We start from the raw sequence: 12,610 nt of genomic DNA on the forward strand, positions 1-12,610 counted from the left end.
CCAGATGATTCCTGCATACCTGCTTAAAACAATCAATGTCTCCAGCGAAACAAAAGCGAATCGGCAGGAGGCGGAAAGCACGCTCCGTGATGCCGACTTTGCACAGGATTCCGCGAAACTGACGCGGGGGTAAATCGTCGTTCAGCCGGAGACCAATGTGTTGTCGTTCGCCAACCAGAACCCGCAAAATGTTCTGTCGCTGGTGAGATAGTCCACCGCTGGGCCGTCGTCCGATGTCGCGTTGTTTGCCACGGTGGCGCAAACCTAGAAATTGGTATCATTGCGGTCACGCCCCGCTGCGGGGCAGCCTCCCGATTGTGCCTTTGCTGGAACCCAAAATGAGTCAACCCGAACTGACACCTACCGAATCGTCTCACGAACTTCCAACCGGATTTCGGTTCGCCGGTGCGACGGGTGGGATCAAGGCGAGTGGAAAGCCAGACGTTTCGTTGATCGTGAGTGACGATGCGTGCGTTGCGGCTGCGGTGACGACGACGAATCAAGTTTTTGCGGCGCCTGTGCAGTTGTGTCGAGATCGTTCTCCCCGATCGACGTGTCGCGCGGTAATCACCAATAGCGGCAACGCGAACGCGTGTACCGGGCAAGAAGGTTTCGACGATGCGGTGGCGATGTGCGAAAGCGTTGCCAAAATGGTCGGTTGCGACGCTGAGGATGTGTTGGTCATGAGCACGGGCGTGATCGGGCACCGGTTGCCGATGGACAAAGTCGAACGCGGAATTTCCCTCGCCGGCGAGGCATTGGGTGACAGCGAACGGCATTTTCTCGCCGCGGCGGATGCGATTTGCACGACGGATCAGTATCGCAAGACCGCGTCGGCGAGTTTCGAGGTCAGCGGCAAGACTTACCGAATTGCTGCGATGTGCAAAGGCGCCGGAATGATCGCTCCCAACATGGCGACGATGCTCGGTGTGATCGTCACCGATTTTCCGCTCACCGAAGCTTCCGCTCAAACGTCGTTACGACGAATTGTCGAGCGAACATTCAACCGCGTCAGTGTCGACGGGCACATGAGCACCAACGACACGGTGATCTTGCTTAGTAGCGGCGCAGCCGGCGACGGATCGGATGCCGAGAATGCGACCTTTATCGAAGCGGCCACGGATGTCAGTTTGAAGCTGGCCAAGTTGTTGGTCGCCGATGGCGAGGGTGCGGTGCGGTTCTTCGAAGTCGCAGTCGAAGGCGCCGGAAGTGACAAAGACGCACTGGATATCGCCAAATGTGTTGCCGCGAGCCCGTTGGTCAAAACCGCGATTCAGGGTGGTGATCCCAATTGGGGACGCATCGTGTCCGCCGCCGGTTATGCGGGGCCAAAGATTGAAGTCGGAAAAACGGCGCTCTCAATCGAAGGACGCGACGTTTTTCGAGATGGTCGGCCATTGAAATTTGATGCTGCCGAACTCAGTGGGCTGATGAAACAGGCTTCGGAAGTCAAATTGCAGCTCGTCGTCGGTTCTGGATCCGGTTCAGCCAAATATTGGTCGAGCGATTTGACTGAGGACTATGTCCGGTTCAATTCGTTGTACACGACCTAGTTGGAGATCGTTGCTTCTCACGTAGTTCGGTCTCTCCGGGCGTCGATTTAAGTACTGCAGGATTTCGAAAGTAGCGGAACGGCGCGAGCCGTCCGGTGACTCGGGACCGAACGGCTTGCGCCGTTCCGTTATAAAAAGCACTAAAACAAACAACGTCCCTCGCAAACGAAGCTTACGGGAACGCTCGTTCGCGGAGCGAACGGCCACACTAATTCTTCACTGCCTTTCAGAGACCGAGAATTGCGGGCGTGAACCGCTTTCGGAGCCGTGAAGCGACTCATCCATGTGCGAGGCGAAAACTCTAATCCGTCTCCCTGAAAGTGCCGCCGGCCAGCTAGCCAGTCGTGAACAAACTCGACTTAAGGAGGGGCTGGAACCGGAGGATTCGCGGTTTGCCGGTCGAAAAAACTTAGCGGAACGGCGCGAGCCGTCCGGTGTCGTTCCACGTTTGGGTACGCGAAAACGCTCGTGTTCTTTCGTCGCGTTGGGAATCGCGGATGCTTGTCGCTTTGTGCGCATAAAAAAACGCGGCGAGGTTGCTCGCCGCGTTTCTTGTTTTCGCAGAGGTCAGACAATTATTCTTTGTCTTTCTCTTTTTCCATTTCGGTTTCAGCGCCCTTCGGTGTGTTGTCGTCGTACTTGGCTTCCGGGATCGACTCGAGATCGCGGGTTGGCACCACGTCGTGGTAGACGGCGAACTCTTCGTCGGCTCCTTCGGCTTCCTTGGTCACAGCTTCTTCGGTGACTTGTGCGGCACCGGAGATCATTTCGATAACCTTGCGTTCGACGATCTGGTTGCGAAGTGCATCCATTTGTCCCGACTTCTCATAGCGGGCACGGATCTTACGCGGCGACGAATCGCTTTGCTCGGCGATCAATTGGATCTCTGCTTCGTACTCTTCCGGGGTCGCGTCGATGTTTTCGTTCTCGGCGATTTGTTCCAGGATGAAGTGTTCACGCAGTGACGCTTCGGTGCCGGCTTGCATGTTTTGACGGTTCGCGTTGACGAATCGACGAATCATGTCTTCGTCGAAACCGCTGCGACGGAACTCGAGGACCTTGCGGTCGAGTTCTCGCTTCATTTGGCGACGAACCAAGCTCGGTGGCAATTCGAAATCGGACGATTCAAGCAATTGCGAGATGATCGCTGACCGCATCGCTTGTTCGGTGCGGAACGTTGCTTGTCGTTCGAGCGATGCACGAACGAAATCACGGAGTTCGCTTTCGGACTCAAACTCACCGAGTTCATCGAGGAACTCAGCGGTCAGTTGTGGGAGTTCAAGTTTGAGAACTTCGACGACCGTGAATACAGCATCGATTTCTTTGCCTTGCAGCGATTCGTCGGAGTGGCCGTCGCTCAATTTGACTTTGCCCGTGATGACATCGCCTTCTTTCGCTCCGGTCATCAACTCGCCGAACGAATCGCAGATCGCGTCCGAGAGGCTTAGGCGGTTAGCGACGGTGACTCGTTCTTCGTCCATTTCGGACAATTTCTTGTCGCCATCTTTGAAGACGGCGGTGAGCAAGAGTTTGTCGCCGAGTTCGGCCGGTTCGGCACTGGCTTCGAGCGATGCGTAGCGAGCCAAGACACGTTTGAGGGCTTGGTCGACGTCTTCGTCGGTGACTTCTTCGACAGGTTTGGTAAGGGAAAGACCCTTCCATTCTGGGGTTTCGAATTCAGGACGGACTTCGATCTTGAATTGGAACTTGAACGGACCTTCTTCGGGTAGAACGATCGACTCGTATTCGAAGTCGGGTTCACCGATGGCGGAAAACTCGGCTTGCTCGGTCACTTGGCTGAGGCTGTCCATCAGCAACGAGCCTTTGACGCGTTCTTCGATTTTTTCCCGGAATTGCTTTTCGACCAGCTTTCGCGGGGCACGGCCGGCGCGGAACCCGGGAACTTGGGCTTCGGGAACGAGTTCGTCGTAGGCCTCTTTGAGGTAACGCTCGACTTCGCCACGTGGGATGGAAACGACCACTTCACGCAAGCAAGCGTGGGGTTTTTCCACGGTGACTTCCAGTTGCAATGGAGCCTTGTCGGGCGACTCGTCGGTCGCGGTGGTGTCAGTGTCGACGGACGTGGACATCCTGAATTCTTACTTATGCCAGAGGAGGGCGTCCCAAAATCGGAGGGGCCGCCGCGGGACGGGGAATCTTTTTGGGGCGTTCGGGCGACGCCAGGTGTGACGTTGGCACCGAAACAATCCGGCAAGTGTAATGCCCGGTCAGCGAAGAAGGCAAGCCGACAGCCGAAAACTTCCTTCGCCAAAGCGGTCGAAAAACTGCACGGACGAAAAATTTCGGCCGATGAAAAAAAACATGGCTAGACGGTCTTGTCACCTCGAGAAGCGAACTTATACTCTAGCCCACACACGACGGGAGCGAGTCACCGAGGTGACCGGCACCCTCGTCTGTTCGATGCGGCTGTAGCTCAGTTGGCAGAGCATCACGTTGCCAACGTGATTGTCGTCGGTTCGAATCCGATCAGCCGCTCTTCGATTCTCTCTGAATCGAATGAAAAAAAGCCACCAATCAATTTTGATCGGTGGCTTTTTTTATGCGCCGGCGGGAATGCCGTTTAGGGATGGCCTAGTGGGGCTGGTCCAGCGGCGCCGGGGTGGCCCAACGCCGATCCGGCCGATTGACCTCCACCCGGTGGATCCGATCCGGTCCCGCTGTGTCTGGTTAGGACCAGTTCAGAAATCGCGTTATCAGCTCGATTCCCGGTTCGGTTAAAAAACTCTCCGGATGAAACTGCCATCCTTCCATCAAAAATTCGCGGTGGCGGACGCCCATGATTTGCCGCTGGCCCCCCGTGTCCGTCCAAGCGCTGACGACGAGTTCGTCGGGTAGCGTGGGCGGATCGATCACGAGCGAGTGATAGCGAGTCGCTGTGAAGGGATTCGTGAGTCCCGCAAACAGGCCCTGGTTGTCGTGTTGAATGCCATCGGTTTTCCCGTGCATCAGTTGAGGGGCACGAACAATCGTCCCTCCGTAAGCCTGCCCGATCGATTGGTGGCCGAGGCAAACGCCGAGGATCGGAATTTTTCCGGCGAAATGTTTGACGCACTCGACACTCACGCCGGCTTCGTTGGGCGTGCACGGGCCGGGGGAGATGAGCAGTCGTTCGGGATTGAGCTCTTCGATCTGGGCGATCGAAAGATCGTCGTTTCGGATGACTCGCACGTCAGCGTCATGATTGATCTCGCCGATGCGTTGCACCAGGTTGTAAGTGAATGAATCGTAGTTATCGATGACCAACAACATGGCGGGGTTCCGGCAAGCGGTTTTTTCAAATGTCAATATGAAATCGGGAAAGATTAGCGGAAAGGATATTCTTCCCGAGTCAATACGTAAACGCTCTTTAGACTTTAGTTGCAGTCAGCCTATAATTGGGGCAACCAGCGTGATTGATTCATTTGCTGTAAAACAATTGGCTTGTTCTCTCGGTATATATTAACTCACACGTACGTTTCGTCGCGGTGGGGTGGTGCGATTGTGCCATTCCGTTTATTCACCAGAAACGTTTTCCTCTGCACCATGGACTCTCCGACGTGATTTCGGTTCGCCCAAAAGTCGCTGAACTCGCCTTCCATTTGTTCAGTCGACCGATCCATCCTGAGTTAATCGTCGTGCACCAGTCGCGTCGGATTCAACGAGGGCGTTACGATGCCAAAGTTGACATCACCAATTGTGGCCACGTGGTTACGTTCAATGGTGGCAAGTCAACGCTTTGTGAAGTCGCCACCAGTGCCGGGCAACCGTTGCCGACGAGGCGATGTTTGATCCAACAATCACTCAAGGGCAGTCGCACGGAAGAAGCGACATGTCAAAGTGGATTGGAATACCGAACGCACTTCCAGCTCGAAACGGTGGGCGCGGAGATGTTTTGGATGGTGGGGCAGCAGCTCGGCAAAGGCCCGACGGAAGGTCTGCTGTACCGTTTCGATTCGAGCGGGCGGATGGCTCTCGGGGCGATCAGTTACGTCAATATCGAGACCAGACAGCACTCGATGTTGATCCAAGCGATTCACACTTTTCCCGATGACTATGCAATCGTGAAAGTGGAATCTCTCTTCAGCTTGCCCGAGTGAGCAGGGTTGAGCGAACGTCCCGATGTGGCGACGTTTCCAAGCCAATGGAAACCGCACGCCGCAAATCTGATCGGCGTCGTTGATCTCAAGGCGGGCGTTGCCGTTCACGCAATCGCGGGAAATCGCGAGCATTATCGAGCGGTCAGCCCGCTGTGGCGAAACGCGTTACCCGCCAACGGGAATCCGCTTGCTCTGGTCGACTGGTATCGGCGGTATTCGATTCGCCGTTTCTATCTAGCTGATATCGACGCGCTCACCGGCGGTGAGATTCAACGCGAAGTGATTGCCGCGTTGCTCGCCAATTGCCTTCCGGGCGAACGCTGGATGATCGATGTCGGGTTGAACGCGAATGGGATCGATAAGACGCTGCGTTGGATGAGTTCGTGTGCGACCTCCCCGCGAGCAGTCGATTGGATCATCGCCAGCGAATCGGCCGAGTCGACACGTATGATTGAACGTGTTTCTGAAACGCTCGATCCGGAAACGTTGATCTTGGGAGTCGACTTTCGCGACGGAAGATTTATCGGGCCGAATTCCGATCTTGATCAGTGGTTGCGGATCGCATCTCAATCCGGGCTTCGCCGCGCTGTCGTACTCGATGTCGCGACGGTGGGTACGGATCGCGGTCCGGCAGCGGCGGGTTTGTGTCGTACGTTGTCACAGCGTTACAGAGGCTGGCAATGGATCTCCGGGGGCGGATGTCGCTCACCGCAAGATGTCGCCGCGTTTTTGAATGCGGGATGCGATGGTTGTTTGATGGCGTCGGCTCTCTTGCCATCGGCTGCATCGGGCTGAATTCGACCGGCGATCACGCGGCGTCGCACTCTTGGGGAATCACTAGCAGTTTTTTCAGAAAATTGCCGCCTGCTGAACATTTCTGACCTAGGTTTCAGTACGCGAGGAGAACATTCGGACTCCAGCGGTTAAAGCTGCCTGTCCCCTTGCGCCAATGAGAGGGGACGCGGGCTGTTCGATGATTTGCTCTCTTGTGCCCCAAACCTTTGACTTAAAGATCTCACTATGAAACGTAACAAGAAGAACGGTTTTTCGCTTTTAGAAGTTATCGCCGCTGTGGTGATTCTTGCCGTTGTTGCAGCCGCCACCGTTGCCACGGTCGCTCCGATGCGTCAGAAGAGCGAAGATAAACTCGCTATCCAAGACGTTGCGTCACTCAACGCAATGTCTCAAACGTACTACTTGGAGAAGGGTTACTTCCCACCAAGCATCGCTTACCTGGTTCGCGAAAAATACATCAACAATACGACTCCTGAAGAAAAGACCCGTTACAAGAAGCTCGCCAAATACACCTACGACAAAGCGACCGGTACCTTCTCGGTTCCGACTCCGTAGTTGAACAACGTCACATTGACGTAGCTACGCCCACTAGAGCGTGAAGAACTCAAAGAGCTTCACCTTCTAAGTCTAAGAGAGGTAGCTACGTTTGAACGGCGATTCATGATGCTGCTTGTGCAGCAATGAGTCGTTTGGCTCGTCTCCGAGTTCAGGCTCGAAAATGGATCATAACCCGAGGCGTCAGCGAGGAGTCACGTACTGTTGCTCGCTGACGCGTCGGGTTGCTAAGTTTTTGATCCCTCTAACGCGTCGGGTTTCCAAGTTTCGATCCCTCGCTAACGCGTCGGGTTTCCAAGTTTTGATCCGTCGCTAACGCGACGGGTTGCCAAGTTTCGATCGCTCGCTGACGCATTGGGTTTGGAAATTGGTTTGTCGGGGTTTCACTGTCTCCGGCCCGCCCCTTTTGACGGGAGGCGAACATACGGATGCGTGAACGACTGTTTTGATAGGATCCTTTTTCCGTCTCTGGTTTGTTTTTGTCGCTGTGTTGCGACGCATCTTATCTCATCCATGCAGAACATCATCATGAAACGAAACGGTGTGACCCTGCTGGAAGTGTTGATGGTGATCGTGATCTCCACCGGGACACTTTCGATCGCAACCTTGTCTTGGACTTCGATCCATCGGACGTTCCTGTCGCGAACTGGCGTGATGGATGATGCAGACGAGGTGCTGCGTTGTTTGCGGATGGCGCGCGAGACCGCGGTGATGAGCCAGAGCGAAGTCAGTGTTCGGTATGTGAATTTGAAGCACCCGAGCACGAAGCTGCGGCGGACCGCGATCGAAATGACGATGAAGCCGAGTCCTTATCGTCCAGCAGTTGACGCCAATCAAGTCGGTCACTTCGGCGCCGCTACCAAATCGGGATCGAATTGGATGGTTGATCCCATTTGGTTGAGCGAACAGGCTGTCATGAGAAGTAACGCGTCCAAGCTCACCTTCCAACCCGACGGTACCGCGGACCGTGACGCGAAGTGGCAGATCACGCTCGGTGATGCGACCGCGACCGCTGTGGTTTACTCGCTCTCGGGTGACATTCATTTGGTGGTGTCGCCATGAACCGTTCCCCGGTCTGTCGCTGCGATGCGAATACGTTCAACACGAATTGCGAGCTCCGCATACGGCGCCGTTTGGGGGCGTCGCTGATCGATGTCGCGGTCGGCGCAGCCGTCTTGTCGCTGCTATTGATACCCGCCATGAAGATGATGGGAGCATCGGCCACGAGAATCGCGGATATCGGTCTGCATGATTCATTGCTGTTCGAAGCCGAGCGTGCCATCGAGATGACCAAGATCGATCTCTGTGATGTGAGCGTGTTCGACAGCGCGAAGTCGTTAGTCGACGCGAAAGTTGCTGACAACCACACGACGAACGTGCGGACCCAAGTGGAGCTGGCCAGCGATCCAGATGTTCCCGCTTTGTTGACGATTGTTGCCACCGCATACCAAGACATCAACGGAAATCGCCGACCGGACGCGGGTGAGCCACAAGAATCGTTGCGGACGCAGTGGAGTCGCCCATGAGATACGAGCTATCGAACAGACGCTCGCCAGTGAAAACTCGTCGTGGCGTGACTCTGGTAGAGACTGTTGCCTGCGTCATGATCGTGGTCGCGATGGCCAGTTCGATCATCGGTGTCATGCAAGGGTCGATACGGATTGCATCGGCATCACGCGGTGTGATCGGTGCGCCCGCGGAGTCACGCCAGGCACTGCGATTCCTGGCCGAGCGATTTCGCTCCTGGCATGAAAACGAAGGCATTCTAAAACTGAACAAGTCTTCGATTCAGTGCACGAACTTCAGGTATCAATTTAAAGAACGCAAAGCTTCGACGGGCGTCGGCGATGACCTGTTTTTGGTCGACGATTCCGGGAACGAGACGCTTTGTGTTAGCGGATCGTTGCGGTCGTTTGAGTTTGAGCCGATTCGTTCGGGAGCCGATTTGATTGGTGTCGAGTTGCGTCTGTCATTGAAGAAAACTGGTGAGGAATCCGAGACGCTGCGGCCGATCGACCGTGAAGCCACGATGACGACACAGGTTTGCTTTGCACCGCAGTTGAGGGTGAGTCCATGAACGTGACGAAGTCCAATCGGGCATCACGCCGCGGTTCGGCGATCTTGTTGTGCTATCTCGCGATGGCAGTCGTGTCGGTCGCGTCGATCGCAATCGCACGCTCTCATCGACGGCTCAACATGCGTCGTTCAGTGACGCTTAGCAGCGTGCAAGGTCGATTGGTTGCCGATGGTTTGGTTCACCGCCAGATCGCTTATCAGCGGATCAATCCGTCACTGGTGCTAGCACCTATCGACAAGACGCTGGCGGACATCACCGGATTTGAAGACGCGACGGCAAATATCGTCGCGGTCGATACGACGGCCGAGACGTTCGAAATGGAGATCGCACTCTACAAGGACGCTCCCGTGATCCGTCGCCTCGATGTCAGTTATGCGTCCGGTGGTACAGTGGGCACGCCGGTCGGCCCGCTGAAAGGTGCGCCCGTGACCGCCACGCCGACTGTCCTGATCGCGGTTCCGGCTATCTGACCGGCTGTGTTTTTCTGAGTTGGGTTGGGGCGGCGGCCGCGCCTTGCGTAGCCGCGAGAGCCTGATTGGCGTGTTGAGTTCAGCCGGTAGACAGAATTCTGTTAGCAATTTGCGCATTCATCGTCGCGATGGCTCCGGAAGTCAGTTCGGGGACGAGGTCACCGTTAGGGCCGGAACATCTTGCGGAGGGTTTCGTCGGCCGCGGCGCGGGGATCCGATGGTCCTTGTGGGCGAGCGTGATCCGGCAAACCGATCGGGGACCGTTTTGCTCGCGGGTCGATTGGCGGAAGTTTGCTTTTACTTGGAGCCGACGTTTTTGGTTGAGAGGCGGCGTCGAGGGTTTGGCGTGGTGGCACGCGGATGGCTGACTGTGTGTCGGTGAACTCGTCGGCTGAGATCTCCAACGCTTCGGCGATTGCGTCGAGTTCGTTGAGGACTCGCGTGGGGGTCGGAGCCACGTTCGTATTCGATTCGACAGGCGCCGAGTGGACGCTTTTGCCGGACAACGCGTCTTTGACGAGGAAGCGAAACTTCCAGCGGCCGATTGTCAGTTTGTCACCGTGACGCAGTTCGACGGCCGTCTTTGTCTCAACCAATTTGCGATTGATCCTCGTCCCGTTGCGGCTGCCGAGGTCGTAGACGTACATTCGCGATCCCGACCGGACAAGGACGCAGTGTTGTCGACTGACGTCGGGCGTGTCGAGCTGGATGTGGCAGTGGCTGCTCCTGCCCAAGAGGTTTTTGCCTTGCTCGATATGAATCGCTTCGCCCCGCATGTCTCCGTTGCGATACACCAGTTGGTAGTCGAATACATTGAGAAAACTCATGCGGAACCGCCCTCGTTGGGATGAGTGATTGACGCGGCCAATCTTACAAATGGAATGTATTTTTTTGGGCCTGTAACGGTTCAGGATGCGTTAGAGTTAGGTTAAGTAACCTAGTAGCCACTGGAGGGGTGCTGTCGAATCCGGGCGCAAAATTCAGCGAATTAGGTGATGCGGGAAAATGATTTCATCCGATAGAATCCCGCTCGCTGGAGAACCGCGATGGCGACTCTCCTTGGGCTGGACGTCTCGACGTGGCTGGTCCCGTCGGGGCGACTTGGTTTGCGGACGGACTGTTTTTTATCCAAATTTCTCTCAACCTCTACAACATCGTGCCCGAACTCACGGGCCAGGAATCTCGCCGTGATAGAGAAGGAATTGCCGATCAAGGTCAGCTTTGGCGGTAGCAAGAAACCCAAGCGGTACAATCAGCACATCAAGCGTGTCCGTGTCTACGGCCACGCGGACGATTTTCCCGAGCAGCTCGAACTCGACGCAGCGGATATTTTCAACGGCGGCGTGCTGACGATCGACGACCTGCCCTTGCCCGAAGACTTCGAGGTCGTTGATCGTCGGGATAGCGATCCGATCATCACCGTCGAAAAGCAAAAGAAAGACAAACGCGGCTCCCGCGACAGCTACGACGATTGATCGCGGCGCCGGTGGCGCTGTCACGTTCGTAGCGAAGGTCGAACCTTTGCGATCGCAATCTTCGTCGTGCTCAAACGCAACGAGCCACACGTCGTTTGCATCGCGATCGTGCAGTCGTAGGATCGCGGACGGTGGCGATACGTTTTGACGTTAGATGAGCCGATTCAACATCGCCGTGGCGAGTCCAAGGACGAGAAAGAAACCGCACATGTCCGTAACCGTGGTCAGCAACGGACCGCTGGCGACGGCCGGGTCGAAGCCAAATCGTTTGAGCAGCAGAGGCACGGTGCCGCCGATCGAGACTGCGACGAGTGTGTTGGCGTACAGGGCCACGCCCACGACCAATCCCAAGTACGGGTTACCGTCCCAAACGATCGCAACGATCGCCACCAACAGGCCGAGGGCGGCACCGTTGATCAAGCCCACGGACGCTTCTTTGAGCCAAACCCGTAGCATTTCGGTGGGGCGCACCAAACCGAGCGACAGCTCGCGCATGCTCACCGCGACGGCTTGGTTTCCGCTGCATCCGCTCATGTCGCTGATGATGGGGAGAAAAACAGCCAACGCGATTACTTTCTCAAGCGTGTCTTGATAGATGGCGATGACCGCAGCGGCACCGATATTAAGCACAATATTGATGCTCAACCAACTCAGTCGGCGACTTGCCCGCTGAAACAGCGGCATGGTTCGTAACTCTTCGCCGATAATCCCTTGGCTTTTGAGAAAATCGCTTTCGGCGGCACGGGTCGCTTCGTAATCGACAGCGTTGCGGTGAACCACGCCCAGCAGTCTGCCGTCCGCATCGACAACGGGCACGCCGAGGAAGTGGTGGGTGTCGAAGAAGTCAATCAGGTCATCGAGCGGAGTCGTGTCGAGCAGCGACAGGGGATCCGCGATCATGATGTCGGCCACGGGATCGTTGCGGCGTGCGAAGAGCAGGTTCCGCATCGGAAGGACGCCGACGAGCCGGTTGTGCTCATCGGTCAGGTAGGCGTACTGAACGTCGTAGTCTCGGAATTCGTCCGCGTTTTCCGACAGTGTGCTGATCACATCGGCGACTTTGGTCGAACGATCGAAACGCAAAATCTCGCGAACGAGCAAACCGCCGGCGACGTCATCGTTGTACGCCGCCAACTCACGCATCGCGTCGGCTTCGGAATCGGGCAAGACCTGCAGAATCGCGCTGGCCTGATCTTCGTCCAAGTCGCCGAGGAGGTCAGCCTGTTCGTCGCTCGGCATCTCTTGGAAAATGGCCGCCGCGTCCTCGGGGGTCAGCGAATCGATGATCTCCGCCGCCTGGCTTTCGCTGAGGTGGCGGAGCAATTCGGCGGCGTCTCCGATTGGCAGCGTCTTCAGCACGAGCTGATGGTGAGCCTCATCGGTGCGGCTCAGCGCGAGGGCTTGGTCGCCCGCTGACAGACTGTCCAAAAACGCGGCGAGCGGTTCCGGGTCGCCCGCTTCGGCGAGTTCCTCCAATCGCTCCCAGGGGCGATCGAGCGTCTCGACCAAGAGTTCGCCTTCGGGAAGAGATTCGGTGACGTTTGATGAGTCAGACATGCGATCTCGAGATAGCAAAAGGTTGGGCGTG

General features: G+C 56.3%; 13 protein-coding genes, 1 tRNA gene and 1 pseudogene. 11 read left to right on the forward strand and 4 right to left on the reverse strand.

From position 1 onward, the window contains the following. Both NB063_RS03760 and argJ read left to right on the forward strand, forming a co-directional pair. Positions 1-211, forward strand: a pseudogene (locus tag NB063_RS03760) (flagellin); the annotation flags it as partial. Positions 212-338: 127 nt separating this feature from the next. Beyond that, positions 339-1,553 carry a bifunctional glutamate N-acetyltransferase/amino-acid acetyltransferase ArgJ gene (argJ, locus tag NB063_RS03765; protein WP_250927408.1) on the forward strand — a complete coding sequence of 405 codons (1,215 nt, stop codon included), beginning with the start codon at positions 339-341 and terminating at the stop codon, positions 1,551-1,553. A 575-nt stretch (positions 1,554-2,128) separates the two neighbouring features. On the opposite strand, the gene tig is transcribed toward argJ, so the two are convergent. Beyond that, positions 2,129-3,643: a trigger factor gene (gene tig / locus NB063_RS03770; RefSeq protein ID WP_250927409.1), complete on the reverse strand. Its 1,515-nt coding sequence runs from the start codon at positions 3,641-3,643 to the stop codon at positions 2,129-2,131. Positions 3,644-3,976: 333 nt separating this feature from the next. Here tig and NB063_RS03775 point away from each other — a divergent pair. Further along, positions 3,977-4,049: transfer RNA gene (locus NB063_RS03775), tRNA-Gly, on the forward strand. Positions 4,050-4,241: 192 nt separating this feature from the next. On the opposite strand, the gene NB063_RS03780 is transcribed toward NB063_RS03775, so the two are convergent. Next, positions 4,242-4,823 (reverse strand): anthranilate synthase component II, encoded by a 582-nt coding sequence (locus NB063_RS03780; protein WP_250927410.1) that lies wholly within the window; start codon positions 4,821-4,823, stop codon positions 4,242-4,244. 287 nt (positions 4,824-5,110) lie between these two features. Here NB063_RS03780 and NB063_RS03785 point away from each other — a divergent pair, with 287 nt between their 5' ends. The 7 genes from NB063_RS03785 (at position 5,111) to NB063_RS03815 (ending at position 9,547) form a co-directional block, all read left to right on the forward strand. Next, entirely contained in the window at positions 5,111-5,650 is a 540-nt protein-coding gene (locus tag NB063_RS03785) for a DUF2617 family protein (protein ID WP_250927411.1), read from the forward strand. Positions 5,651-5,656: 6 nt separating this feature from the next. After that, on the forward strand, positions 5,657-6,445 hold the full coding sequence (locus NB063_RS03790; RefSeq protein ID WP_250927412.1) for a HisA/HisF-related TIM barrel protein: 789 nt from the start codon (positions 5,657-5,659) through the stop codon (positions 6,443-6,445). A 225-nt stretch (positions 6,446-6,670) separates the two neighbouring features. After that, complete coding sequence (locus NB063_RS03795; RefSeq protein WP_250927413.1) at positions 6,671-7,000, forward strand: prepilin-type N-terminal cleavage/methylation domain-containing protein; 330 nt, start codon at positions 6,671-6,673, stop codon at positions 6,998-7,000. A 528-nt stretch (positions 7,001-7,528) separates the two neighbouring features. Further along, positions 7,529-8,062 (forward strand): pilus assembly FimT family protein, encoded by a 534-nt coding sequence (locus NB063_RS03800; protein ID WP_250927414.1) that lies wholly within the window; start codon positions 7,529-7,531, stop codon positions 8,060-8,062. Beyond that, positions 8,059-8,526, forward strand: a complete 468-nt coding sequence (locus NB063_RS03805) for a hypothetical protein (protein WP_250927415.1) — start codon at positions 8,059-8,061, stop codon at positions 8,524-8,526. The genes NB063_RS03800 and NB063_RS03805 overlap by 4 nt, the downstream gene beginning before the upstream one ends. Before the next feature lie 29 nt (positions 8,527-8,555). Beyond that, positions 8,556-9,077 carry a type II secretion system protein gene (locus NB063_RS03810; protein ID WP_250927416.1) on the forward strand — a complete coding sequence of 174 codons (522 nt, stop codon included), beginning with the start codon at positions 8,556-8,558 and terminating at the stop codon, positions 9,075-9,077. Next, positions 9,074-9,547, forward strand: a complete 474-nt coding sequence (locus NB063_RS03815; protein WP_250927417.1) for a hypothetical protein — start codon at positions 9,074-9,076, stop codon at positions 9,545-9,547. The genes NB063_RS03810 and NB063_RS03815 overlap by 4 nt, the downstream gene beginning before the upstream one ends. 164 nt (positions 9,548-9,711) lie before the next feature. Here the strand turns inward: NB063_RS03815 and NB063_RS03820 are convergent, their stop codons facing one another. Further along, positions 9,712-10,374 carry an FHA domain-containing protein gene (locus tag NB063_RS03820; RefSeq protein ID WP_250927418.1) on the reverse strand — a complete coding sequence of 221 codons (663 nt, stop codon included), beginning with the start codon at positions 10,372-10,374 and terminating at the stop codon, positions 9,712-9,714. Between the two features lie 360 nt (positions 10,375-10,734). Between NB063_RS03820 and NB063_RS03825 the strand changes: the two genes are divergently transcribed. After that, entirely contained in the window at positions 10,735-11,022 is a 288-nt protein-coding gene (locus NB063_RS03825; RefSeq protein ID WP_250927419.1) for a hypothetical protein, read from the forward strand. Between the two features lie 150 nt (positions 11,023-11,172). Here the strand turns inward: NB063_RS03825 and mgtE are convergent, their stop codons facing one another. Next, positions 11,173-12,579 (reverse strand): magnesium transporter, encoded by a 1,407-nt coding sequence (gene mgtE, locus NB063_RS03830; RefSeq protein WP_250927420.1) that lies wholly within the window; start codon positions 12,577-12,579, stop codon positions 11,173-11,175. Between the last annotated feature and the right edge of the window lie 31 nt (positions 12,580-12,610).

Source organism: Aporhodopirellula aestuarii, assembly GCF_023701485.1.
Taxonomy (GTDB): Bacteria; Planctomycetota; Planctomycetia; order Pirellulales; family Pirellulaceae; genus Rhodopirellula; species Rhodopirellula aestuarii.